This window comes from Longimicrobium sp. (assembly GCF_036387355.1).
Classification (GTDB): domain Bacteria; phylum Gemmatimonadota; class Gemmatimonadetes; order Longimicrobiales; family Longimicrobiaceae; genus Longimicrobium.
Map to the genome: position 1 here is coordinate 1 of NZ_DASVTX010000571.1, position 24,117 is coordinate 24,117.

Here is a 24,117-nt window from a genome sequence, read left to right on the forward strand (position 1 = left end):
GGTGGACCTGGCCGCCATGCGCGACGCCATGGCCACCCTCGGCGGCGATCCGTCCAAGATCAACCCGCTGCAGCCGGTGGAGCTGGTCATTGACCACTCCGTGCAGGTGGACGCGTTCGGCACCGCGGAGGCGTTCGAGCAGAACGTGGAGCTGGACTACGAGCGCAACGCCGAGCGCTACGCCTTTCTGCGCTGGGGCCAGCAGGCGTTCCAGAACTTCAACGTGGTGCCGCCCAACACGGGGATCGTGCACCAGGTGAACCTGGAGTACCTGTCGCGCGTCGTCTTCAGCACCGACGAGAACCCCAACCTGAACAAGGGCGGGCTTCCGCAGGCGTACCCCGACACCTGCGTGGGCACGGACAGCCACACGCCCATGGTGAACGGGCTGGGCATTCTGGCGTGGGGTGTGGGCGGCATCGAGGCCGAGGCGGCCATGCTGGGCCAGCCGATCAGCATGCTGATCCCCGAGGTGATCGGCTTCCGGCTTACGGGCGAGCTTCCGGAGGGCGCCACCGCGACGGACCTGGTGCTCACGGTCACCGAGATGCTCCGCAAGAAGGGCGTCGTGGGCAAGTTCGTGGAGTTCTACGGCCAGGGCATCGCCAGCCTGGCGCTGGCCGACCGGGCCACCATCGGCAACATGAGCCCGGAATACGGCGCCACCTGCGCCATCTTTCCCCCGGACCAGGTGACGCTGGAGTACCTGCGCCTCACCGGCCGCCCCGCCGAGCGCATCGCGCTGGTGGAGGCGTACATGAAGGAGCAGGGGCTGTTTCACACGGCCGACTCGCCGGAGCCGGTGTTCAGCGACACGCTCACGCTGGACCTGAACACGGTGCAGCCCAGCGTGGCCGGCCCGCGCCGCCCGCAGGACCGCATCAACCTGAGCGACGTCAAGAAGGCGTTCGCCAAGGCGCTCCCCTCGCTGATTCCCGAGAACGCGGGCTCCAAGGCGGCGGTCAAGGACTCCGCCGCGGTGGGGCTGGAGAAGGCGGACGACAAGGAAGCCGGCGTGTGGGGCGAGGGCAGCGGCGCGGCCGACGCGGCGCAGGCGGCCAGCACGGCGTCGCCGCACGGCGGGGCGGGGCAGATCGACCACGGCTCCGTGGTGATCGCCGCCATCACCAGCTGCACCAACACCAGCAACCCCGCGGTGATGATCGCCGCCGGCCTGCTGGCCAAGAAGGCGGCCGAGCGGGGGCTGGAGCGCAAGCCGTGGGTCAAGACGTCGCTGGCGCCGGGGAGCAAGGTGGTGACGGCGTACTATGAAAAGGCGGGGCTGACCGAGTACCTGGACCGGCTGGGATTTCAGACCGTGGGCTACGGCTGCACCACGTGCATCGGCAACTCCGGCCCGCTGCCCGAGGACATTTCCCGCGAGATCCAGGAGCGCGGGCTGGTGGCGTGCTCGGTGCTTTCGGGGAACCGCAACTTCGAAGGGCGCATCAACTCCGACGTGCGCGCCAACTTCCTGATGTCGCCGCCGCTCGTCGTCGCGTACGCCATCGCGGGGCGCATTGACTGGGACGCGTACAACGAGCCCATCGGCACCGATCCGGAGGGGCGCTCGGTGTTCCTCAAGGACATCTGGCCCACGCAGACCGAGGTGCAGTCGGCCATCCAGTCGTCCATCGACAGCGCCATGTACGAGGCCAGCTACGGCAAGGTGTTCGAGGGCGACGACCGGTGGAAGAGCATGCCGGTTCCCGCCGGCGACCGGTTCGACTGGGCCCCGGACAGCACGTACGTGCGCCAGCCGCCGTACTTTGAGAACATGTCCAAGACGGCGCCTGAGTCGGTGAGCGACATCACCGGCGCGCGCGCCGTGGCGCTGCTGGGCGATTCGGTGACCACGGACCACATCTCGCCCGCGGGGAGCATCAAGAAGGATTCGCCGGCCGGGCGCTACCTGGTGGAGCACGGCGTGGACCCGCGGGACTTCAACAGCTACGGCGCGCGGCGCGGCAACCACGAGACGATGGTGCGCGGCACCTTTGCCAACGTGCGCATCCGCAACCAGCTGGCGCCGGGCACGGAAGGCGGCTTTACGACGTACTTTCCGGACGAGGAGATCACCACGATCTACGACGCGGCCATGCGCTACCAGGCCGACGGCACGCCGCTCGTGGTGCTGGCCGGCAAGGAGTACGGCAGCGGATCGTCGCGCGACTGGGCGGCCAAGGGCCCGTACCTGCAGGGGATCAAGGCCGCCATCGCGGAAAGCTACGAGCGCATTCACCGCAGCAACCTGGTGGGGATGGGGATTCTTCCCCTGCAGTTCCTGGCGGGCGACACGGTGGAGAAACTGAAGCTGACCGGCCGCGAAACGTTCGACATCGCCGGGGTGACGGAGGTCATTTCCAGCAACCTGGCGCAGCGCGAGGTGACGGTGCGCGCCACGGGCGAGGACGGCGCGGTGACGGAGTTCCAGGCGCTGGTGCGCATCGACACGCCGCAGGAGGTGCTGTACTACCGGCACGGCGGCATTCTGCAGTACGTGCTGCGGCAGCTGCTGGGCGGCCACGACACTCCGGAGGCGGTGGAGGGCGCGGTGCCGTCGGGCGCGGTGACGCCCCGGTCGCACAAGCAGAACGAAGGCAAGGTCACGGAAGGCTCCATCGAGAGCTTCCCCGCCAGCGACCCGCCGGCGTATTGAACGGCAGTGCGTGAGTGCTGGGTGCGTTGGGCTGGATGCTGAAAGCTGAGGTGCGGGAGTGCGAAGTTCGCGCTCCCGCACCTTGTTCATTCGCGGGCTGCTGTCGTGCCGTGGCCGTACTCCGCACTCAGCACTCCGCACTCCGCACTTCTCTACCGCACTCACGCACCCAGCACTCACGCACTTTCCTTCCCTCGTCTGTCGCACTCTCGCACGTTCGCACTATCTTCCCCGCATGCGCGACTCCCGTTCTTCCGCCGGCCGGACCGCGGCGGCGCCGCTGGGGCCCGGCCCCGAGTTTGACCTGATCCGCGGCTTTCTGGCCGGCGGATCGGCGGTGCGCGCCGACGTGCGCGTGGGGCCGGGGGACGACTGCGCGGTGGTGGCGGGAGACGGCATCGCGCTCAGCACCGACATGAGCGTGGAGGGGATCCACTTTCGGCGCGACTGGCTGTCCGCTGAGGAGATCGGGTGGCGTGCCGCCGCCGCGGCGCTGAGCGATCTGGCCGCCGTCGCCGCCCGGCCGGTGGGCATCCTCGTTTCCATCGCCGTGCCCGCGGACGAGGTGGCGACGCTCGCCCCCGCGCTGATGTCGGGGTGCCGCGAGGCGGTGGAGGCGGTGGGCGGCGCGCTGCTGGGCGGCGACCTGACGCGCTCGCCCGGGCCGCTGGTGATCGACGTGACCGTGGTGGGCGAGGCGCCGCGCCCCGTGCTGCGCTCCGGCGCCCGCCTGGGCGACGAGGTGTGGGTCACGGGGCTGCTGGGGGGCGCGGCCGCGTACGTGCAGGCCATGCTCGCGGGCCAGGCGCCCCGGCGCGGCGCGCGCGAGCGCTTCGCCCGGCCCCGGCCGCGGCTGCGCGAAGCCCGCTGGCTGGCGGACCGCGTGGGCCCGACCGCGATGATCGACCTTTCCGACGGCCTGGCCGGCGACGCCGCGCACCTGGCGGCCGCCAGCGGGCTCGCCCTGCTCCTGGTTCCCGAACTGCTCCCCGTGCACCCCGCCGCCCGCACCCGCTCCCGCCCGCGCACCGTGCACGCCGCGCTCACCGGCGGGGAAGACTACGAGCTCTGCATTACCGCGCCCGCCGGTGCCGTGGCGCCGCACGCCGAGGCGTTCCACGCCGCGTTCGGCCTGCCGCTCACCTGCGTGGGGCGCACGGGCGGCGGGGACGGCGTGTGGTGGGTGGACGCGGAGGGGCACCGCACGCCGGTGAACGCGGGCGGCTACCAGCACTTTCGGGAGGGGCCGTGATCCTGGGCGTGATCCGGGCGCTGTGGATGGTCTTCTGGACCGCGGGCGCCACCATTCTGTACGGCGGCACGGCCATCATCCTGAGCCTGTTCGGGGTCAAGGGGCGGCTGTTCGTGCGCTGGAGCCGACAGTGGGCGCGCACGGCGCTGTGGGCCAGCGGCTGCCGCGCGGTGGGGCACGGCATGGAGAACCTGAAGCCGGGGGAGCCGTTCATCCTGGCGGCCAACCACGTGTCGTGGTTCGACATCTTTGCCATTGCCACGCTGCTCAGGGTGGACTTTCACTTCGTCGCCAAGAAGGAGCTGGAGAGCATCCCCATCTTTGGGCGGGCGTGGCGGGCGGCGGGGCACATCAGCATCGACCGCAGCAACCGCGAGCGCGCGGTGGAAAGCCTGCGCCGGGCGGGCGAGCAGATGCGCACGGAGAACAGCGTCGTCGTCATCTTTGCCGAGGGCACGCGGTCCCGCAGCGGGCGGCTGCAGCCGTTCAAGAAGGGCGCGTTCGTGCTGGCGCAGGAAACGGGCATCCCCATCATCCCCACGGTGGTGACGGGGAGCTACGACATCATGCGCCCCGACACCTTCATCGTGCGCCCGGCCACCATCCACGTGTACTTCGAGTCGCCCGTGCACGTGCAGCGCGGCGAGGGCACGGACGCCCTGGTGGAGCGCGTGCGCCGCGTGTTCGTGGAGCGGCTGGAGGGGATGGACTCGCTTCCCCCCGCGGACGAGGAGCCGCAGTCCATCGAGATCGACCCGCCCGCCGCCGGCCCATCCTGATCCGCCCGCGCCCATCCCGAACCCGCCATGCCTGAGTCGGTGCGCTCGCGCGTGATGCGCCTGGGGTTCAACCTGTTTCCCGCCTATCGCGGCACGGGCGGACGCATCACCTACATCGCAGGCGACTGGCGCGAGGTCCGGCTGCGCATCCCCCTCAACTGGCGGACACGCAACTACGTGGGAACCATCTTCGGCGGGAGCATGTACGGCGCGGTGGATCCCATCTACATGATCATGCTGATCCGCGTGCTGGGGCCGGGATACGTGGTGTGGGACAAGGCCGCGTCCATCCGCTTCCGCCGCCCCGGCCGCACCACGCTGCACGCCCGCTTCCTCATCGACGACGCGGAACTGGACGCCATCCGCGCCGCCCTGCGCGACACGCCCACGGTGGACCGCGTCTATCAGATCGACCTGACGGACGGGGACGGCGTCGTGCACGCCACGGTGGAAAAGACGATCCACGTCCGCCGCAAGGACGCAGACCGCGCCGCCGTCCGCTGATCCTCCGCCAAGCGTTTCCGGTGCTGCACCTCTCGCGATTTCCTTCCCCCTGGTAGACGGCTCCGGATCGACTCCGCCGCGCATCCTCCGCCTGATTTTCAGCGGATCGATGGCGGGCACGATTGCTGCCCGCCTGGATACGCATGCGAATGCGTGGATTGGTGCTGGCGGTGGCGCTGGCGGGGTGCGGCGGCGGGAGCGGAGCGACGGTGGAAGGCACCTTCGCCCCGGGCGCGCCCGTGTCGGACGGGGTGTGGGTGGTGGAGTCGCAGCGCAGCGAAAAGGCGGACAGCGCTGGCTTTCGCGTGCAGGATCTGTCGTCCGGCCCGGTGCAGATGCGCCTGCTGCGCGGCAGTGACACGGTCGGCGTGCTGAACCTGGGCAGCCTGCCGGATGGAGCCCGCGCAACGCTTCGCGAATTGAGGGTGGACCCGTCGACCGGCCTCGCCTTTCCCCGCTCGGTGCAGCTGAACGGGACGGACGTGGTGACGGTGAACGGGCTGCGGATGGCGCCCGAAGAACGCGTTCCGGACCGGGTGGATGCCACCGGCTCCGTGCTGGGGTGGAACCCGGAATCGGGGGCGCTCCTGTTCCGCCCGGCCGATGCGTCCCTGCCCGACCTGCGCGTCGTGGTGGGGATCGCGACGGAGGTGCAGGGCGCCACCGGAGGCCCCGCGGATGCGGCCCGGCTGCAGCGGGGGGATTCCGTGCGCGTGGAAGGGACCAAGGACAACGGCTACGTGGTCGCGACGCGCCTGGTAATCCCCTCGCGCCTCGCCCTGAACGCGGACGGCGGGAACGGGCTCACCGCGGTCAATGAGGGTGACGGGGAGAAGAGTGGCAGCGGGGATGACGAGCCGTCCTCCGGCGGCTCCGGCGGCGGCGAGCGGGAGCCTCGGGCGGCGGCCGCCGTCCCCGTCCGTGCCGCGCCGGTCGCCAGGGCCCCGGTCCGTCTCCCCGGCAACATTGACCGGCGCGGGAATGACGAGCGGCGCGGTAACGACGAGCGACGGGGCCGGGGGCACGACAAGGAGCCGAAGGGGCGCGGCCGCGGACACGGGGGAGGGAAGGGAAAGGGCTGACACGCGGGAGTGTCGGCCCTTTGTCGTTGGGGGCAGACTGGGCGGGGCGGAGGTCACGGCGCGCGTGGCGGAGTTCAGGGCGGCCCCCACCCGGGCCGGCACCACCGGCCTACCCTCCCCCAAAAAAGACTGGGGGAGGGTTGGTGGCGCGGCGACGGGTTCGGCGCGAGCTGCGCACACTCGTCCGGCGCATGGTGTCCTGAGCGGATGAATCCGCCGCTCAAGAAGCGGGAAGCCCCGACTCGCGGCCGCTGACGCGTCCACGATCGGGGCTTCAACTGCATCTGGGAGCCACGCGGACCTGGGGTGTGCCCCCTCTCCACATCTGTTCGTGGGAGAGGGTCGTCGTGCGTAGCACGCGGGGTGAGGGCCCCAGCCGCGGACGCGAGCCGAACCCTCCTCCACACCGAACGGCGCCCCCGTTCTCGCGGAGCGGGTGGAGGCGGCTGGAGTGGGCCTCTCCGGCCGCACGATCCCGCCCGGAGTTCTCCCGTCTCCGTGCGTCTGTTTGCACGGGGAGGGGCCGGGGAGGTGCCCCGAAGCCAGAGCGCGCGCAGAGCTTCGTCGAGGGGGAAACATGTGTGCTCACTCGCCCGCGTCGATCGCCGGAGAAGATCAGCGACGTAACGGGAGGCCGGTCAGTCGCTCGCCGGGACGCGGGCCTCGTTGGTGGTCAGGAGCTGTTCGGAGACGACGTACCACTTTCCGTCATCGTCACGCTTCATCACGTACTCCTGCGTGCCGCGCCCCTGCCGCACTCCCGCGTCCCCGCCAAAGATCCACTCCTTGTCCACCAGCACCCGCGCGCGGTCCGGCTCCAGAAACTGCACCTGCATGCCGCGCACGTTGATCTGGCGCCGGTCGTAGCGGCGCAGGTCGCGGCGGCGGTCGCGCGCCACGCCGGCACGGGGTAGCCGGCGCGAGTTGTAGTAGTCCACCCGGCTGGCGTAGTGGCCGATGTGGCGGTCCAGCTCGCCCTCCACCCACGCCTGGTTCAGGTCGCGCACCGCGCCCTCGATGTCCACCCGCGCGCGCGCCAGCACGTCCGCTCCGGTGGGCACCGGCGCGGGCGGAACCGCGATGGCCGGAGACACCCCGCTGCCGGGCGCGGCGGCGGGAGGAACCACGCCCGGCGCCGCCACCGGCGGCACCACCCCGGTGGCCGGTCCGGCCGGAACGGGCGCCGCCGCGCTCTGCTGGCCCGCCGTGCCCTCCAGCTTCAGGAACTCCTCGTCCATCTTCGCCAGCTGCCCCGTATCCGCCGGGGCCGGGGCGGCGGCCACGGGCGTCTCCTCGTCGTCGCCGCCGCGCGTGGCGGCCCAGGCGAGCAAGGCGAGCAGCAGGAGCACCGGAACCAGCCACAGCGCGGGCGACTTGGGCATCCGCATGCCGCCGCCCGGGCGCGACACGGGAACGCCGGAGATGGACGGCTCCAGCGCGACGGGCGGCGCCTGCATGCGCGGCGCGGGCGCGTCCGCCACCGGCACGCTCACCGGGATTGGCGTGGGCGCGGGGGCCGCCTGCGTGGCATCGCGCTCGGCACGGGGCGCGGAAACGACGTGCAGCACCGTGGCGTCGTGCTCCTGCGCGTGCGCCAGCGCCTCCGCAAAGGCCGCCGCGTCGGGGTAGCGCTCATCCGGACGCAGCCGCAGCGCGCGGTGAATGACGCTGCACACGCCGGACGGCACCCCGGACCACGCCTCCGTCCGCGGCAGCGGCACCTCGGCGCCGCCCCGGATACGGGCGCGCTCGTCTTCCGTGTACGCCCGCCGCCCGGCGAGCATCTCGTAGCCGATCAGCCCCAGCTGGTACACGTCAGAGGCGGGCGAGATGGCGGCGCTGGCATCCAGCTGCTCCGGGGCGGCGTACGCGGGCGAGTGCGGCAGATGGCCCACCGTGGTGAGCGCGCGCTGCTCCGGATCTTCCTCCAGCGCCTTGGCGATCCCGAAGTCCAGAATGCGCACCGCCTCCACGTTGTGCTCGCCGACCAGAAACACGTTGGCCGGCTTCACGTCGCGGTGCAGAATGCCAGCGCGGTGCCCGGCGGCTACCCCGCGCGCCGCGTCCATCAGAATGCGGACGGCCTCGGGCTGCGGCATGGGCCCGCTGGCGAGCGCGTCCTTGAGGTCGCGCCCCCGCAGCAGCTCCATGACGATGAAGTCCAGCTCCAGCTCCGCGTCGGTGCCGTAGTCGTAGATGGCCACCACGTTGGGGTGCTGGATGCGCGCGGCGGAAGCGGCCTCGCGGCGGAACCGCTCGCGCAGCGTGGGGAGCACCTCGTCGGGCGCGGGGGCCAGCGACACCACCTTGACGGCGACTTCGCGGCCCAGGGTGTGGTCCAGCCCTCGGAACACCACGCTCATTCCGCCGCTGCCGATGAGCTCCAGGACCTCGTACCGGCCCGCCAGCGTGCGGCCCACCATCAGCCGCTCGAATCCGGGAGTGGTCACGCGGCTCCCTCGTGGCGGGGGAGGTGGATGGTCACGGGTCGCGGCTGCTGGGCCATTCGCGTTCGGATCCGGATTTGAAGAAGGAGGCTGCGGCGGCGCGCCAAAGCCCCACCAGCGAGCAATCGATGTGCCCCGGCGGATGAAACGGCGCCGCCCTCCGCTGCCGGTCGCGGCGGAGGGCGGGTGCATCAGCTTTGTTCAGACGGTCAGCGGGGCGTGTGCCCCGCGTGCTCGTCCTGCTTGGGGCGCTCCGGAGTGGTGGTCGAGGCCGGCGTGCGCGTCCGCGTTCCACTCGTCCCCGACGCGCCGGACGTGCCGCCGCCGGTCGCGGAGCGCGAGCCGGTCCCCGTTTCCGAGCGCGTCCCCGTGGTGCCGGAGCGCGTGCCGCTCGTCCCGGTTCCACTGCGCGTGCCGCTCGTCCCTGCCGCGCCCGTCCCCGTGCGACGCGTGGCACTGGAGGCCGAGTCCGGCGTGCGGGTGGAGCCGCCGCGCGCCCCCGCGGTGCCGCCGCCGGTGCGGCTCCCCGCCGCCGGAGCCGCGGAAGCGCCGCCCTCGGCGTTGGCGGGGTCCACCGCCTGCTTCTGGCCGGAGATGTCGCGGAACTCCACCGGCGTTCCGGGGCGCACTCGCTTGCTCAGGAACTCCACGTCCCAGTTGGTGAGCCGCACGCACCCGTTGCTGCTCGCGTAGCCGATGGTCTGCGGCTCGGCGGTGCCGTGAATGCCGTAGTGCGGCTCCGAAAGCGCCATCCACACGGCGCCCACGGCCACGTTGGGGCCCTTGGGGATCATGGCGTCCGGCTCGCTGTCCGGCACGCCGACCAGGATGTCGGGCTGGTAGTGCCAGGCCGGATCCTGCGTGATGGTGCTCACGCGAAACGCGCCGCGCGGGGAAGGCGAGTACGCGCCGCCCAGCGTGGACGGGAAGTGATACAGAATCCGGCCGTCCGCATCCACCCCGTGCAGGTACGTTCCGCGGCCCGACACCACCAGCTTGGCCACGTTGCCGCGCCCCTGGGCGTTCTCGTCGCGCACCGCGGGCACGTTCAGCGTCTGCCCCTGCCGCAGCCCGTCGATGTTCACGCCCGGGTTCAGCTTCTGCAGCAGGTCCGGGGTGATGTGGAACTTCTCGCTCAGCTTCTCGGTCAGGCTCTCGTAGCACGAGCACTCCAGCTTGGCGTGCTCGTAGATGTCTTCCGGGATCTTGGTGAACGGCCCGGCCACGTCGTCCGCCGTCAGCGAGCGGGCTACGACGAGCTCCTGCGGGCTGCCGCCCACCGTCTTGAGCCGCTCGAACGTGGCGGAATCCAGCCGCGCAGTGGCGGGAAGCCCTTCGCGCTTCTGGAACCAGTACAGCGCTTCCGCCGTGTTCTTGCCCCAGTTGCCGTCCATGATGCCCGGGCTGAACAGCGCGCGGTCCAGCAGGATCTGCGTGCGCAGCACCGACGGCCCGCCCACGTCGCCGTAGAGCGGCACGTGCTGCGGCAGGCTGTTGACGGTCTGCATGTTGATCTGCTCCCACTTTTCCGGATTGGGGCGCTCGTTTGCCCCGCCGGGAATGGGATCCAGCTGCACGACTTCCATCCACGACTCGTCCAGCCGTGCACGCTGCAGCTCCTCGGCCGACATCCGCGCCACGCGCCGGTTCCAGGCCACCTGCGCGGCGTTGGGGTTGGGCTGCTGCTGCACCGGCTCGGCGGTCTGCTTGGCCGCATCCGCCTTGTCGCCGCCGCCGTCCGCGCACGCGGCCAGGGCGAGCGCCAGGAGCGCGGCGAGCGAATGTCGTTGCATCTTCATGTTGCGCATGTCTTTATGAGGACCTTGAAAAACCGCTCGCACCAAGAGGGACGGGCGGCTTCACGGTCGCTGACAGGGCAGGTTTCGGGCCGTTCGTTCTGTTGATGCGGATTCGTTGTGCGGCTGCCGATAAAGGCTGGCGAGGGTTCGGGCTCGGTGAACTGCAGGTGACGCGGCGTGGGGAGGACGCGGGGGAACTTCGGAGGAGCGGGATCAGGATCGACGATGGCTCCTTCGTCATCCCCGGATAAGCAAAGAGCCCCGGCGGACCGGGGCTCTGACGACCTTTCGATTTGTAATCGCGTGCTCTACTGCGCGCGTGCCGTGTCCCTCGCCGCAGGCTGTGCGGGTCGCGCGACGGCGGGCCGATGCGCAGGCGTGGAGTCGCGCGCGGGAGCCGGCGTGTGCGCGGGCGCCGCTCGATGGGCGGTGTCGCGCGGGGCCGCTGCCGGCGTGGCTGGACGCGTGTGCGTGCTGTCGCGGGCCGGGGCGGTGCGGCGGACCGTGTCGCGCGGCGCGGGCGAGGCCGTCGCCGGAGCGGCGGGACGCGCGGTGTCGCGGGCAGCGGGGGCGGTGCGGGACCGGGGGCCGCTGCCGGCGCGCGTGTCGCGAAAGGAGACGGGCGTGCCGGGGGTGATCCGCCGGCTCAGAAAAAGCGCGTCCCAGTTGGTCAGGCGCACGCACCCGGCGCTCTGCGCGTACCCGATGGTCTCCGGCGACTTGGTGCCGTGGATGCCGTAGTGCGGCGCCGAAAGCGCCATCCACACCCGCCCCACGGAACTGTTGGGCCCGGGCGGGATCATGGCGCTCGGCCGGTCGTCGGGCACGCTGGCCAGAATGCGCGGCTGGTAGTTCCACCACGGGTTCTCGTGGATGGACAGCACGTAAAAGTCCCCGTCCGGCGACGGATCGTAGCTGGCGCCCAGCGTGGCCGCGAAGTAGTACAGAATGCGCCCGCCGGAATCCAGCGCCTGCGCATAGTTGTCCGTTCCCGACACCACGATCTGCGCCACCTCGCCCGCGGCGCGCGCATCCGGCGCACGCACGGCGGGAACGGACAGGGTGTCGCCCGCCTCCACGCTGTCCAGGTTCATCCCCGGGTTCAGCTTGCGCAGCAGCTGGCGGCCGGTCTGGAAGCGCTCGGAAAGCTTTTCGGACAGCGACTCGTAGCACGAGCAGCTCAGGCGCGCGTGCTGGTAGATGTCGGTGGGGATGGTGACGAACGGGCCGCGCACGTCCTCCGCCGTGAGCACATGGCGCGCGACGGTGATGGAATCCGCGCCGGCCGTCTGCACCAGGCGGGCGTACGTGGCGGAATCCACCACGCCCGTGCGCGGCAGCCCCTCGCGGCCCTGGAACCACAGCACCGCATTCTCGGTGTTGCGCCCCCACACGCCGTCCAGCATGCCGGCGGAAAAGAGGGAGCGGTTCAGCAGCACCTGCGCGCGCAGCACGGACGGGCCGGAGTGCCCGCGGCCGACGGGAAGGCGGTACGTGCCCGAATTGGCCGCCGCCGCGGTGAGCTGGTCCCACCGCTCCGGCGGGCGGCCGGCGTTGGTAACCGTGGAGTCCACGCGGACGGAGAGCACCGGGAGCACGCTGGGCCGCCGCACCACGGGCGCGGGCTGCGCGGGGCCCGTGGGCCGGGGCGCCAGGCCGCGCGGCGGCTGCGCCGGCGTGGCGGGGTTCGTCGCGGGCGGCGGGGTGGCCGGCTGCGTCTGTGCGGCGACGGGGATGACGTGTGCGGCCGCGGCAGCCAGTGCCGCGCCCAGGACGCGCAACCGCAAATGCATGACGGAGTTGTGGATCGAGAGTGCGGGCCCGTGTGGGCCGTGCAGGCGCGCCGGGCGCCGACTTTCGGGAAGATAACGGGTGGGGCGGGGCGGAGAAAGCGGTTGACCGGGTGCTCGCCCGAGCCCCGCATCCATCCATTCCCGTTGACGGACCGCGCCCGTGCCGCGAGATTTTCGCGCGTTCAGGAGGGATGGCAGAGCGGTTGAATGCACCGGTCTTGAAAACCGGCGGGTGGCGACACCTCGTGGGTTCGAATCCCACTCCCTCCGTTCATCTTCGATGCTCGTGCGCGCAGGCCCGCGGTCCCCCGGATCGCGGGCCGCGCTTGTTGCGGCGGCAACGTGGTCCGCTATCCTCAGGAGCCACCCTCTCCTCGCCCTCCCCGAACCACCGGTCCTCCATGCTCCGTCATCTGATCTTCCGCCCTTCGAGCCTTGTGGGTGCGGCCCTGGTGATTGCGTGCGCGCCGGCACGGGCGCAGACGGCGGCGGATTCGGCGCAGATCGTGGAGGCCGTTACCGGTGTGCTCGGCGAACAGTACATCCCGCGGATGAGCCGGCCGGGAACGCTGTATCTCGCGCAGCCCGTCCACCGTTTCGATGCGTGGGTCATGCGCCGCCTGCAGGACGTGCATGGTCTGCCGCTGATGCCCACCAATGCGGACACGGCCGACTGGATCGGCGCACGCGGGTTCATCATGGAGGGCGATACCGTGGCCGTGATGGTGGACATCGGCTCGACGAGGCGGGATCCCAGGTCCTCCATCCACACGTACATCGAACGGCGCCGGTTCGTCTTTGGCCGAACGCCGGAGGGCTGGCGCTTTGTTCGCGACGAGTTCGTGATGGGCGCGGATGTGGGCAGGGTGCGCGGGTAGCACGCTCCGGCGGGTTGTCGCATCGACAAAAAGGGAGCAGCCCCGGTGCGGGCTGCTCCCTGTTTCTCATCCACGTAATTGCTCCGCTACCGGGCCTCCCAGTACGCCTCGATGTCATCGCGAAGGCTGGGCAGAAAGTTGGTGCCGGTGCGGCTCTCAATGGCGTCCACCGTGGTGCGGTACGTTTCCCACGAGTTGGAGGCGATCCCGGTTGTGTTCGGCATGTCGACGGCGATCACCTGCAGGCTCCCCGTGCTGGTGGCCTGCGCCAAGCCCTGACCGTACGGCATCAGCAGCGCGATCTTGTAGTTGCGGGTCGCGATACCCACCTTGCCCGCCCCCAGCAGGGTGCCGCTGTACGAATATCCTCCCGCCACGATGTAGATCTCTTTGTCGTACGTCTGCGCCTGCGTTTGCAGGTACTGCTCAAACTTGTACCACGGCCCGCCGTTCAGGTCCTGGTACTGCGGCAGAATGTTGGTCATCAGGAACGTCTGCCGGTTGTGGTCGCTGGACCACGTACGTTCCTCGCTGCGCACCATGTGGCCGCGGCTGTATCCGGAGTTGGTGTAGTCGGACGTGGTGACGCGGTAGCACCCGGTGGGCAGCGTGCCGTCGCTGTAGAAGCTGGTGGAGCGCGCCGCGTCGCCGAAGTGGGTCTTGTTCAGGTTCCACGAAACCCAGTTGGGGCCGCCGCGCGCGCAGTTGTAGGAAATGGAGTGCGTGTTTTTGGAGAGCCGCACGTCGCTGCTCCACGAGCCGATGGGGGCGCCGAACTCGGTGTGGCTGCGGTAGATCGCGCTGGGATACGTGTAGAGGCTGGGCTTGTCGGACGGGGCCGTGAGGGTGGGGCTGTCGGTGGAACAGGCGGCCAGAACCGCCATGGCCACCAGCCCCAGTGCTCCACGCGTACGTTTCGCGATCCGTGAAACCATCATCCGCATCCATCCTTGGCAGGGGTGCCCCCGAACGGGGATCGCTCCGCATCCGGAGGGGGTGCGGGAGCGCTGCCGGGCCGGGGCGTCTGCCCGGAATCCGGCGTCGGGGTGCAGGATCGGAGTGCAGCGGCAGTGCCCGTTTCGCGTTTCTGTAACTGGTTTATGGAGAGCCGGTTGCGAATTCATGCGGAGAAGGGGATGCCCCATCCTGGTGCACGCCGCCCCGCCGGTAAACAAAAGGAGTCGGCGGATGGACAAAGGAGGGAGCAGCCCGGATGCGCGGGCTGCTCCCTCCTTGTCGTCCCTCGGGCGAAACGTGTCCGCGCGGTACGTCGGCCGCGAGTGCGGGGTCAGGCGCGGGCGTGCGGGTGTGCGAGAGACCGCCGGCGCGCGGCGGACCGGAGCCACGTCACCGTTCCCACGGCCGAAACCGCGCTCATCAGCGTGGTGGCGCCCATGAACCCGCCGCCCAGCTGCCACATGGGAACGGCGGTCGTCGGCTCCGAGATCAGCAGGGGAAGGGCGCCCACGAGAAGGCCCGCCACGGCACCACAGAGGGCGGCGCGACCCAGCGGCATCTCGTCCCATCGCCGGTGGCCGACTGCGATCGCCAGCACCGCGCTGAAGAGCACGCCGGCGATGAAGCCGGGGTAGGCTCCGATGGCGGCCCACGGCTCATCCATGGACCCGTCCGGATCCAGCATCAGCCCGATCAGCACGGCGACGGGCGCCCATGCCACCGCCCACGCCAGCGCCACCCCGGCCACACCGCCCATCCGCTTCAGCCTATCCGTCGTCATCGTCTCGATTCAGGTACAGGTTCTCGCCGGTCGATCACCGGGACGACTCTCGCCCGGCCGGGTGTGTCAGCCGTTTGAGCCCGCGCCCGCGGGGAGCCGCTGGCCGGAGAGGTAGCGGACCATCTGAAGGACGGCGGAGAACGCCACGCCGAGCACGAAGCCCGGGATTGCAAGCGTCTGCGGCCACATGTCGACCAGTTCGCCGCGCGGGTCGATGAATGCCTCGATGAACCCGCCGGCGAGCCCCCACTGCGCCGCCCAGATCAGGCCCATCACCACCGCACCGCGAATCCCCGTCAGCGACTTCAGCATGGTCCACTCTCCCGTGCACGTGAGTTTCCGTCCCGTCCCGCCGGCCCGGATCGACAGATCCGGCGCCTACTGCCTTGCGAAGTACTTTACAATGCAAAGGGTGTACGCGCAAGAGCGCGGATCCGAGTAAACCATCCCGGCGGGGAAACGCGGCTACGCCTCCGGAGGCGCACGCGCCGCAGGGGGGGAGTCACTGCAGGCGGCGCTGGCGGAACGGGTTGTGCCCGCTGATCAGGCGGAACCCGTGAACGAGGAGCAGTGGATGCGGTGGATGATGATGGCGGGGTGCGCGTCGCTGATCGCGGGGAGCGCCGCGGCGCAGACCACGGCGGATTCGGCGGCGTGCGGCGGAGCGGCAGCGGCGGATAGCGCGGCCGGCGCCATGATCCGCATCGACGCGCGGTTCACGGCCGAGACCATCCGGCTGAACGCGCCGGCCTCCGCGCGCGTCGTCCTGCCCTGGTGCGCCCCAGGGACGGGCGTGCGGGTGGAGCGGCAGAACCTGTCCGAACGGTTGGAGCCGGGGACCACCTATCGCAACGGCGGCATTCGGATCGTCATCACGGCGGACGCGGCGATCGCGTGCCGGCTTGCCGCCGCGCTCACGTCCACCGCGGCGGGGCTGGACGGGGTCGCGTGCGGCGCGAGCCCGCCGGCGGAGCGGGGGAGCCCGGCGCCGCCCTGATCATCCGCAGAATCGCGCAGACGCCGTTCATCCGCACAGAAAAGAAGGGCCCCTCCCGCGCCGCGGTGGGGCCCTTCTGGTACCAACGAAAGGGATCGTGTCAGGGACGAACGGCGCCGGTGGCCTGCTCCAGAACGCGGGTGGCGGTCACCTGTCCGGCGCGGTTGACCGTGACCTCGATCACGCGGCCGGCCTGGTCTCGCACCCGGCGAACCACGCCCCCTGCGGCGCCCGCCGTTTCGCCGATTACCGGAAGGCGCAGCACGTCGCCCACCGTGGTGGAGCCCACCGTGCGCCCGGCCGCGTCCAGCGTCTGCTCCAGGATCTGCCCCGTGGGCGTCACCACGCGGCTGACCGTCTGGCCCAGCGTGTTGACGGTCTGGCTCAGCAGTCCGCCGGGGCGAGTGGTGTTGTCGAGCGTGCGGCCCACGATGCCCACCGCCTGGCTGCCCACGCCGCCGGGCTGCAGCACCGTGTTGCCCAGCTGGCCCACCGTGCCCACCGCGTTGTTCACGGTGCTGGTGAGGCTGCTCACGATCTGCGGGTTGTTGTCGATGAACGTCATGGTGCGGTCCACCACCTGAACCACGTCGTCCAGGTCCACCAGCAGGAGCGCCTGTGCCTGCACGCCGTACAGCCCCACGTCTACGCTGGCAATGCGGACGTCCGCGCCGGCGCTGACCTCCACCAGGTTGGCGATCTGCGCGTTCAGCGCCAGGTGCACGTCCAGGTTGCGCACACCCAGCTGCAGCGCGTCCACGCAGAGGGCGGGCACATCCAGCACCACGTCGTACGCCTGCTGGTCCGCGGGAGGTGCGTGCCCCGTGCGCGGCTGGGCGGCGGCCGCTCCCGGCGCCAGGCACGACGCCGCGGGCACGTTGGCCGCGCGCCGCCGCTGGGCCCATCCGTCCACCGCCGCCGCAATCGTCACGGCCGCCACCGCCGCGAGCACGGCCGTCCTGCCTGCTGCCTTCATCCGCCGCCTCCATCCACCCGTTTGCGCCAGCGATCCCCGTTCGCGCCGGGGCTAGCAAGATCCCGGCCCAAGGCATGGAAATTGACCCCCGGCCCGCCGACGCCGCCATCGCCGTGAGAACCGGACGGTTCCGCGCGCGGAGCCGTGCACCGACAGACGAAAAGGGCACCGTGATTCGAGGGCATCAGATCGTGCTGGCCGCGCTGGGCGCCGTTGTGGCCGCCGCCCCGCTGGCCGCGCAGACCCGGCAGGCGCCGCGCACCCCCGTGGACTCCATCCGGGGCACGCCCAACTACGACGTGGTGCTGGAGGTGTCGCGCCTGTCCGTGGACTCGCTGCTGCTGAACGTCGACACGCTCGACGCGCGGCTCGCCGCGCGCGCCCGGGTGCTGAACTTCGTGTCGCTGGATGCGGGCGCCACGGTGCACATCGACAGCGTGGGGCTGCGCATTCATGGTGTCGGGGCGCAGGCGTTTCTGTACGTGGACCTGGACAACGTGGCGCGCATCGTGAACCGCGTGGTGCAGACGCTGGACCGCAACCCGGAGATCGTCACCGGGCTGCTGGGCGCGGTGGACAACACGGTGCAGACGGTGGGCGGCGTGGCGAACACGGCGCTGCAGCCGGGAGGCGTGGTGAGCCAGACGGTGGGCGCGGCGGGGCAGGCGCTCAACAACCTCACGCAGCCCGGCGGCGTGCTCACGCAGACGGTGAACACGCTCGGCCAGACGGTGCAGACCACGCTGACCACCACTGGCGGCCTGGTGACGCGCACGCTGGACACCACGGGCCGCGTGGTGGGGCAGCAGAACCTGGGCGCGCTCACCAGCCTTCCCGCGCTGAGGCAGACTACCAACGCCGCGGGGCAGATCGTTCGGCAGGTGCGCACGCCGGCGGGGCAGACCTTGGAGTACGTGACGGACCAGGCCGGCCGCGTGCTGGGTGCCCGCATCCTGGGCCAGGCCGCCCCGCGCTGACCTGCGGGCGAGATCAACGGCGGGGGGTACAGAGGAACAGAGAACAGCCAGAGGAACAGAGGACTGCACGGGTTTCCTCTGTTCCTCTGGCCTTTCTCTGTTCCTCTGTGATTTCGCAGTTAAACGAGCGAGCAGCCGCGCCCGTTTCTGCATCCCCGGTTCACATCACGGTTGGGAAAGATCCGGAGGAAACCGGGGCGGCCGTGCGGCGCGCGACCTCGGCGCGGACAGCGGGGGCCACCACGGTGCCCAGCAGCTCGATGGAGCGCATCACCCGGTCGTGCGGCACGCTGCCCACGGTGAACTGAAAGAGCGCGCGCTGGTGACCGAAGAGCTCGTGCTGGTACAGCAGCTTGTCGATGACCTGCTGCGGGCTCCCGACCGCGAGCGCGCCCCGGGGCCCGCGCAGCGCCTCGAACTGGTGCCGCCTCATGGGCGGCCACCCGCGCTCACGCCCAATGCGCGTCATGACCCACGCGTACGAGGGCCAGAACACGTCCGCCGCCGTCTGCGAATCATCCGCGATGAAGCCGTGCGTGTTGATGCCGACGGGGAGCGCCGCCGGGTCGCGCCCCACGCGCCGAGCCGTCTGGCGGTACAGCTCCACCAGCGGCCGGAACCGCTCCGGCTCCCCGCTGATGATGGCCACGGCCAGGGGCAGCCCCAGCGAGGCCGCGCGCACCACGGACTGCGGCGTTCCCCCCACCGCGATCCACACGGGCAGCGGGTCCTGCACGGGGCGCGGGTACACCGGCTGGTCCAGCAGCGGCGCCCGGTGCCGCCCGGACCACGTCACCCGCTCGCTCTCGCGCAGGGCCAGGAGCAGCTCCAGCTTTTCTTCGAACAGCTCGTGGTAGTCCCGCAGGTCGTACCCGAACAGCGGGAACGACTCGGTGAACGAGCCGCGTCCCGCCATGATCTCCGCGCGCCCGCCGGAAAGCAGGTCCACCGTGCTGAACTCCTGGAACACGCGCACGGGATCGTCGCTGCTCAGCACCGTGACCGCGCTGCTCAGGCGGATGTTTTTCGTCCGCGTCGCCGCGCCGGCCAGCACCACGGCGGGAGTGGAGACGGCAAAGTCCGGGCGATGGTGTTCGCCCACGCCGAATACGTCCAGACCCAGCTGGTCCGCCAGCTCCATCTCCTCCATCAGGTCACGCAGCCGTCGTGACGAGCTGATGGTGGCCCCGGTCTCCGGATCCGGCGTGGTTTCGGCGAAGGTGACGATCCCGATTTCCATGCGTGCGTCTCTCCGTCTGGCTCCGGCAGCGCCGCCCGGCGCTGTCCGCGGGACTGACCGTATGCGCCGCGCCCCTGCCTGGCAAGCGCGCGGCGGCGTGCAGGCGCGTTCCCTCCGCGCGCCAGAACGCTTCTTGCCAGACGGACGGGGATTGCCCCGCGCCATGTGTTCACGGCGCGCGCCCGGCCCCGTGACGAACCGCTGTCCGTGAACCATCCGTCCGCCCCCGCGCCGCACGACGGCGGCTCCGCCGCGCGCGAAGAGCACCTTCGCCGCCAGCTGGAGACCATCGCCCAGAACGCCACGCTGGCGCTGTTCATCATGGACGAGCACCAGCAGTGCACGTTCATGAACCCTGCGGCCGAGCGCCTGACCGGCTACGCGCTGGCGGAGGTGCGCGGCCGCGCGCTGCACGACGTCATTCACCACACGCGGCCGGACGGCTCGCCGTACCCGCTGGCGGAATGCCCCATCGACCAGGCGTTCCCGCAGAACATGCGGGAGCAGGGCGAAGAGGTGTTCGTGCACCGCGACGGCCACTTCTACCCCGTCGCCTTTACCGCCAGCCCCATTCGCGACGGCGGGCGCACGGTGGGCACCATCATCGAGGTGCGCGACATCACCGACGAGCGGCGGATGCGGCGCGAGCGCGAGGCCACGGAGGCGCGGCTGCACTCCGTGTTTCAGCAGGCGCCCGCGTTCATGGCCACGGTGCACGGGCCGGATCACACGTACGAGCTGGTGAACCCCGCCTACCACCGCCTTGCCGGCGGCCGCCCGATCCTGGGCCGGCCGGTGCACGAGGCCATGCCGGAGCTGGCGGAGCAGGGGCTCGTGGAGCTGCTGGACCGGGTATACGAGACGGGAATCCCCTTCAGCGCCACGGAAATGCGCGTGCTGCTGCGCCCCGCGGCGGACGAGCCGCCGCAGGAGCGATTCCTGAACTTCGTCTACCAGCCGCTGGCGGACCGCGAGGGGCAGATCTTTGGCGTGCTGGTGCACGGCGTGGACGTGACGGACGTGGCCCGCGCGCGGCGGCAGGCGGAGGAGCAGGCGATCCTGCTGGAGGAGCAGGCGGAGGCGGTGCGGCGCCAGGCCGAGCAGTTGCGCGACGTGCAGGCGGAGCTCAAGGCCGCCAACGAGGAGCTGATGGAGGCCAACGCCGACCTGATCTCCCGCGCGCAGGAAACCGCCGCTGCCCGCCGCGCCGCGGAGGACGCCAGCGCCGCGCTGGACGCCTTCAACCAGGCCGCGCCGCTCCCGACCGCGCTTGTGGACCGCGACTTCCGCTTTCTGCGCATCAACGCCGCGCTCGCCGCGTTCTACGGGCTTCCGGTGGACCAGGTGGTGGGCCGCACGCTGCGCGAGGTGATTCCGGGGTACGCGCACCGCGTAGAGCCCAACTTTCGCCACGTGCTGGAGACGGGGGAGGCGCTGTACAACCTGGAGATGGTGGTCCCCAGCCGCACCGAGCCGGGCGGGGAGCGCGCCGTGCTGCTCAACTACTTTCCTGTGCGCGCGGGCACGGGCGAGGTGGCCGGCGTGGGCTTCATTGGCCTGGACGTGACGGAGCGGCACGCGGTGGAGCGGGCGCGGCGCGAGCAGGCCATGACGGTGGAGTCGCTGCACCAGGTGGGGCAGGCGCTGGCCTCGGAGCTTACGCTGGACCGCATCGTCCAGGTGGTGACGGACGCGGCCACCCGGCTTACGGGAGCGGAGTTCGGGGCGTTCTTCTACAACCTGATCAACGAAAAGGGCGAGTCGTACACGCTGTACTCCATCTCCGGCGTGCCGCGCGAGAAGTTTTCGCGCTTTCCCATGCCGCGGGCCACGGCGGTCTTTCAACCCACCTTTCACGGCACGGAGGTGGTGCGCAGCGACGACATCACCCGCGACCCGCGGTACGGCAGGACGGCGCCGCACTTCGGCATGCCGGCCGGGCACCTTCCCGTCACCAGCTACCTGGCCGTCCCCGTGATTTCACGGACGGGCGAGGTGCTGGGCGGGCTCTTCTTCGGCCACGAGCGCGCGGCGGTGTTCCAGGAGCGCCACGAGCGGCTGGCGGTGGGCATCGCGGGATGGGCGGCGGTGGCGATGGATAACGCGCGGCTGTACGAGGCCGAGCACCGCGCCCGCGCCGAGGCGGAGCGCGCCAACCGGGTCAAGAGCGAGTTCCTCACCACCATGAGCCACGAGCTGCGCACCCCGTTGAACGCCATGATCGGCTACACGGGGCTGCTGCTGGAGGGGGTGCCGGAGCCCATCTCCCCCGGCGTGGCGGGCAAGGTGGAGCGCATTGGCATCAGCGCGCGGCACCTGCTGGCGCTCATTGAAGAGATCCTCACGTTCTCCCGGCTGGAGGCGGGAGAGGAGCGGCTGGAGCTCAGCACGGTGCGCCTCCCCGAACTGCTGGACGAGGTGCAGGCGCTCACGGAGCCGCTGGCAATGGCCAAGGGGCTGGAGTTCACCTGCCATGCGCCGGACGGTCCGGATATCATGCAGAGCGACGTCCGCAAGATCCGGCAGATCCTGGTCAATCTGCTGGGGAACGCCATCAAGTTCACCCGCGAGGGACAGGTGCGGCTGGACGTGGAGGAGGTGGCGGACTGGATGGTGTTCCGCGTGAGCGACACGGGGCCGGGGATCGCGGAGGAGCACCGGGTGCGCATCTTTGACGCGTTCTGGCAGGTGGATGGCGGAACGACGCGGCAGGAGGGCGGCACCGGGCTGGGGCTGAGCGTCACGCGCCGCCTGGCCGTGCTGCTCGGCGGGACGGTGGAGGTGGAGAGCCAGGTGGGGCGGGGCACCACCTTCACCGTGCGCCTTCCGCTGCACGCGCCCGCTTCTCCGGCATGAGCGCCCCGGCTCGCGCCCATTCCTTTTCCCGCCGGTGACGGGCGGCGGCGTTCCCGCCGTGACGGTGCGCACGGAGGTGCGGCCGGGCGACCTGGGCGCGGTGATCGCGCTGCACGGGACGGTGTACGCGGGCGAGCTGGGCTTCGACCCGGAGATGGAGGCGCTGGTCGCGGTGCCGCTCGCCGAGTTCTTTCGCGCGCGGCGGGAGGGCGAGCGGGTGTGGATTGCCGAGCGCGGCGGACGGCTGGCGGGGTGCATCGCCATCACCCGGGTGGATGGCGAAACCGCCCAGCTGCGCTGGTTCGTGGTGCACCCGGACGCGCGCGGCGCCGGGCTGGGGCGTGCGCTGGTGCGCGACGCCATCGAGTTCTGCCGGGCGGAGGGATACCTGCGCATCGTGCTGTGGACGGTGGATTCGCTGCGCGCCGCCATCCGCCTGTACCTCGCGTCCGGCTTTCGCCTTGCCGAGCAGAAGCCCGGCCCGGTGTGGGGCGTGAACGTCACCCAGCACCGCTACGAACTGAACCTGGACTGATCACCATCGGCAGAAAAGCGATCGCGGCGGAGCGGCTGGAGCGCCCCGCCGCGAGTCGTTTGCGCATTTTCTCCGCCGAGCAACGTGCTGCGCCGCCAGCGTTGGCGTTGCTAAGATGTCGCGCTTCGTACCCGCGACAATCACATCAGACAACCCGCGGCGCCCCGAACGGCGCGGGGTTCGCTCTCGTCGGCCGCCACTCGCCGCGCAACCGCGCGAACCTGCTCACGATAGGCACTCGGCAGGGACGTTGCGCCCTGCTCGGGAACAGCCGGATGCATCCTGATCCCTGAGCATTGCGTTGACCCCGGAGCGACATCTGCCAATCTCACAAAGTGCTCGTAGCGCACACTCCGATCCGGGTGGGCGAGCGCGTACAGGCTCATCCATGCGACCACCCGGGCCGTGCTCGTTGCCTGCCGATCATCGGCAACCGCCAGCACTTCCTGGAACAGGGTTCCATCGTGAAGCACACCCAACGGCATCAACGCAGCTTGGGCAACTTCAGAGTCATGCGTGCTTCGGGCAGCGTGCATGGCAAGCACTCTCAGCGGAATCTGCTGGGCGAGCGGACAATAAGCCATGTACGCCCAGGCCCATTCGTGCTTGTTGGCGGGCTGTCCCGTACGAATCACCTGCTCGGCAAGGCGGCAGACGTTGCGCAGATGTCGGTCATCTCCCTCCGAAGCTTGCGCAGGCAACCATTGGGGGATCGTCACCCCCGCCGCGAGCATCAGAGCGAGCAGCTTCGGCCTGTTTCTAATCGTGATCCCCATCGAGACATCGGCAGGTCTGGTGCGACGGCTCCAGCTCCTGCTGGATGCGTCGTGCGTCAGCTAGTTTTCTATTGCCGTTCGGCCCAGGACGTCCAGACGGGGGTGGAAATGAGACATCCGGCGGCCTCACTTACGTCACGAGGTTGGCCCGACTCTGCCACCAAGGCCCTCCCTGCTGCACGAACCTGCGCAATCCAGTCGATCGGCAGAGGAGTTCCCACTGTGACCTCCAATTCCAACGAGGGCCCCAGACCGGCGGTGCATTCCGAGTAGCCGGTACCGCGAGCGGCGAGCAGGCGTGCATACCCGATCCGCACGCCGGGACGCAGTGCCCACAGCAATGTGCGGATCGCGAAGATACGAGCGGGAGTGGTCGCGCTACGATCCTTTGCAACTCGCACCGCAGCCTCGAACATTGCTCCGTCGCGGAGATCGAAACTTGGGTCCGTCAAACGGCTCAAAAGCGAGGTATCTGCGGAACTCCGCGCTTCGAGGAAAGCGCGTGCAAGCTGTGGCCCGGCATCAGGGCAGAGCCGTATGCGCCGCGTCGCGATCGCCAGGTGGGTTGCCGGACGGCCTGTCGTGACCACCTGAGCGGCGAACGACAATCGGTCCGGGCTTTCACGCTATCAGGCATAGTTGTCTGCGCGTGGGCACACGCGGGCAGAGCTAGCGCAATGCAAAGCGTAAGTCGCGGCAGTCTCACCTGTTCCGTCCTGGCCAGAAGTCTCGATCCGTCCTGATTCGTCGAAGACCCACTCCACGAAGAGTGATAACCGAATTGCCGCTCCCGCCCACTTCGCGATGATCATTGATTCTGCGGCAGCCA

19 protein-coding genes and 1 tRNA gene are annotated in these 24,117 nt (G+C 70.5%); 11 read left to right on the forward strand and 9 right to left on the reverse strand.

The window, feature by feature from the left end; genetic code table 11:
• The 5 genes from acnA to VF665_RS24905 all read left to right on the forward strand — a co-directional run.
• Window positions 1-2,659, forward strand: a 2,659-nt coding sequence (acnA, locus tag VF665_RS24885) for an aconitate hydratase AcnA (protein ID WP_331056197.1), incomplete at its 5' end; no start/stop codon positions are given.
• 235 nt (window positions 2,660-2,894) lie between these two features.
• A complete protein-coding gene (gene thiL / locus VF665_RS24890) occupies window positions 2,895-3,911 on the forward strand; it encodes a thiamine-phosphate kinase (protein ID WP_331056198.1) in 1,017 nt (338 codons plus the stop codon).
• Complete coding sequence (locus VF665_RS24895) at window positions 3,908-4,690, forward strand: lysophospholipid acyltransferase family protein (protein ID WP_331056199.1); 783 nt, start codon at window positions 3,908-3,910, stop codon at window positions 4,688-4,690. The genes thiL and VF665_RS24895 overlap by 4 nt, the downstream gene beginning before the upstream one ends.
• 27 nt (window positions 4,691-4,717) lie before the next feature.
• Window positions 4,718-5,194, forward strand: coding sequence for a DUF4442 domain-containing protein (locus VF665_RS24900; protein WP_331056200.1), 477 nt, complete (start codon window positions 4,718-4,720; stop codon window positions 5,192-5,194).
• Between the two features lie 149 nt (window positions 5,195-5,343).
• Window positions 5,344-6,276 (forward strand): hypothetical protein, encoded by a 933-nt coding sequence (locus VF665_RS24905; protein WP_331056201.1) that lies wholly within the window; start codon window positions 5,344-5,346, stop codon window positions 6,274-6,276.
• Window positions 6,277-6,914: 638 nt separating this feature from the next.
• Here the strand turns inward: VF665_RS24905 and VF665_RS24910 are convergent.
• From VF665_RS24910 to VF665_RS24920, 3 genes are all read right to left on the reverse strand, one after another.
• Window positions 6,915-8,726 (reverse strand): serine/threonine-protein kinase, encoded by a 1,812-nt coding sequence (locus VF665_RS24910; RefSeq protein ID WP_331056202.1) that lies wholly within the window; start codon window positions 8,724-8,726, stop codon window positions 6,915-6,917.
• A gap of 206 nt (window positions 8,727-8,932) precedes the next feature.
• Complete coding sequence (locus tag VF665_RS24915; protein ID WP_331056203.1) at window positions 8,933-10,531, reverse strand: L,D-transpeptidase; 1,599 nt, start codon at window positions 10,529-10,531, stop codon at window positions 8,933-8,935.
• A gap of 299 nt (window positions 10,532-10,830) precedes the next feature.
• Window positions 10,831-12,315, reverse strand: coding sequence for a L,D-transpeptidase family protein (locus VF665_RS24920; RefSeq protein ID WP_331056204.1), 1,485 nt, complete (start codon window positions 12,313-12,315; stop codon window positions 10,831-10,833).
• 185 nt (window positions 12,316-12,500) lie between these two features.
• Between VF665_RS24920 and VF665_RS24925 the strand changes: the two genes are divergently transcribed.
• Both VF665_RS24925 and VF665_RS24930 read left to right on the forward strand, forming a co-directional pair.
• Window positions 12,501-12,585, forward strand: a tRNA-Ser gene (locus tag VF665_RS24925).
• Window positions 12,586-12,716: 131 nt separating this feature from the next.
• On the forward strand, window positions 12,717-13,193 hold the full coding sequence (locus tag VF665_RS24930) for a hypothetical protein (protein ID WP_331056205.1): 477 nt from the start codon (window positions 12,717-12,719) through the stop codon (window positions 13,191-13,193).
• Window positions 13,194-13,279: 86 nt separating this feature from the next.
• Here the strand turns inward: VF665_RS24930 and VF665_RS24935 are convergent, their stop codons facing one another.
• The 3 genes from VF665_RS24935 to VF665_RS24945 form a co-directional block, all read right to left on the reverse strand.
• On the reverse strand, window positions 13,280-14,131 hold the full coding sequence (locus tag VF665_RS24935) for a DNA/RNA non-specific endonuclease (RefSeq protein WP_331056206.1): 852 nt from the start codon (window positions 14,129-14,131) through the stop codon (window positions 13,280-13,282).
• Between the two features lie 350 nt (window positions 14,132-14,481).
• A complete protein-coding gene (locus VF665_RS24940) occupies window positions 14,482-14,931 on the reverse strand; it encodes a hypothetical protein (RefSeq protein ID WP_331056207.1) in 450 nt (149 codons plus the stop codon).
• A gap of 66 nt (window positions 14,932-14,997) precedes the next feature.
• Entirely contained in the window at window positions 14,998-15,243 is a 246-nt protein-coding gene (locus VF665_RS24945) for a hypothetical protein (protein WP_331056208.1), read from the reverse strand.
• A 244-nt stretch (window positions 15,244-15,487) separates the two neighbouring features.
• Between VF665_RS24945 and VF665_RS24950 the strand changes: the two genes are divergently transcribed.
• The gene (locus VF665_RS24950; protein WP_331056209.1) at window positions 15,488-15,928 is read left to right on the forward strand and encodes a hypothetical protein; all 441 of its coding nucleotides are present in this window, start codon (window positions 15,488-15,490) and stop codon (window positions 15,926-15,928) included.
• A 100-nt stretch (window positions 15,929-16,028) separates the two neighbouring features.
• Here the strand turns inward: VF665_RS24950 and VF665_RS24955 are convergent, their stop codons facing one another.
• On the reverse strand, window positions 16,029-16,904 hold the full coding sequence (locus VF665_RS24955; protein WP_331056210.1) for a hypothetical protein: 876 nt from the start codon (window positions 16,902-16,904) through the stop codon (window positions 16,029-16,031).
• Window positions 16,905-17,074: 170 nt separating this feature from the next.
• On the opposite strand from VF665_RS24955, the gene VF665_RS24960 reads away from it, so the two are divergent.
• On the forward strand, window positions 17,075-17,881 hold the full coding sequence (locus tag VF665_RS24960) for a hypothetical protein (RefSeq protein WP_331056211.1): 807 nt from the start codon (window positions 17,075-17,077) through the stop codon (window positions 17,879-17,881).
• A gap of 160 nt (window positions 17,882-18,041) precedes the next feature.
• Here the strand turns inward: VF665_RS24960 and VF665_RS24965 are convergent, their stop codons facing one another.
• Complete coding sequence (locus VF665_RS24965) at window positions 18,042-19,121, reverse strand: LLM class flavin-dependent oxidoreductase (RefSeq protein WP_331056212.1); 1,080 nt, start codon at window positions 19,119-19,121, stop codon at window positions 18,042-18,044.
• A gap of 207 nt (window positions 19,122-19,328) precedes the next feature.
• On the opposite strand from VF665_RS24965, the gene VF665_RS24970 reads away from it, so the two are divergent.
• The gene (locus VF665_RS24970; protein ID WP_331056213.1) at window positions 19,329-21,977 is read left to right on the forward strand and encodes a PAS domain-containing protein; all 2,649 of its coding nucleotides are present in this window, start codon (window positions 19,329-19,331) and stop codon (window positions 21,975-21,977) included.
• A 34-nt stretch (window positions 21,978-22,011) separates the two neighbouring features.
• Entirely contained in the window at window positions 22,012-22,512 is a 501-nt protein-coding gene (locus tag VF665_RS24975; RefSeq protein ID WP_331056214.1) for a GNAT family N-acetyltransferase, read from the forward strand.
• 140 nt (window positions 22,513-22,652) lie between these two features.
• On the opposite strand, the gene VF665_RS24980 is transcribed toward VF665_RS24975, so the two are convergent.
• Entirely contained in the window at window positions 22,653-23,288 is a 636-nt protein-coding gene (locus VF665_RS24980; protein WP_331056215.1) for a hypothetical protein, read from the reverse strand.
• Between the last annotated feature and the right edge of the window lie 829 nt (window positions 23,289-24,117).

What these genes read in the sequence shown, in the direction of transcription:
- VF665_RS24900 (WP_331056200.1), top strand. Translation starts at nt 4,718, where the DNA reads ATGCCTGAGTCGGTGCGCTCGCGCGTGATGCGCCTGGGGTTCAACCTG.
- VF665_RS24980 (WP_331056215.1), bottom strand. Translation starts at nt 23,288, where the DNA reads ATGGGGATCACGATTAGAAACAGGCCGAAGCTGCTCGCTCTGATGCTC.
- VF665_RS24955 (WP_331056210.1), bottom strand. Translation starts at nt 16,904, where the DNA reads ATGAAGGCAGCAGGCAGGACGGCCGTGCTCGCGGCGGTGGCGGCCGTG.
- VF665_RS24935 (WP_331056206.1), bottom strand. Translation starts at nt 14,131, where the DNA reads ATGATGGTTTCACGGATCGCGAAACGTACGCGTGGAGCACTGGGGCTG.
- VF665_RS24945 (WP_331056208.1), bottom strand. Translation starts at nt 15,243, where the DNA reads ATGCTGAAGTCGCTGACGGGGATTCGCGGTGCGGTGGTGATGGGCCTG.
- VF665_RS24930 (WP_331056205.1), top strand. Translation starts at nt 12,717, where the DNA reads ATGCTCCGTCATCTGATCTTCCGCCCTTCGAGCCTTGTGGGTGCGGCC.
- VF665_RS24940 (WP_331056207.1), bottom strand. Translation starts at nt 14,931, where the DNA reads ATGACGACGGATAGGCTGAAGCGGATGGGCGGTGTGGCCGGGGTGGCG.
- VF665_RS24905 (WP_331056201.1), top strand. Translation starts at nt 5,344, where the DNA reads ATGCGTGGATTGGTGCTGGCGGTGGCGCTGGCGGGGTGCGGCGGCGGG.
- VF665_RS24965 (WP_331056212.1), bottom strand. Translation starts at nt 19,121, where the DNA reads ATGGAAATCGGGATCGTCACCTTCGCCGAAACCACGCCGGATCCGGAG.
- VF665_RS24915 (WP_331056203.1), bottom strand. Translation starts at nt 10,531, where the DNA reads ATGCGCAACATGAAGATGCAACGACATTCGCTCGCCGCGCTCCTGGCG.
- VF665_RS24920 (WP_331056204.1), bottom strand. Translation starts at nt 12,315, where the DNA reads ATGCATTTGCGGTTGCGCGTCCTGGGCGCGGCACTGGCTGCCGCGGCC.
- thiL (WP_331056198.1), top strand. Translation starts at nt 2,895, where the DNA reads ATGCGCGACTCCCGTTCTTCCGCCGGCCGGACCGCGGCGGCGCCGCTG.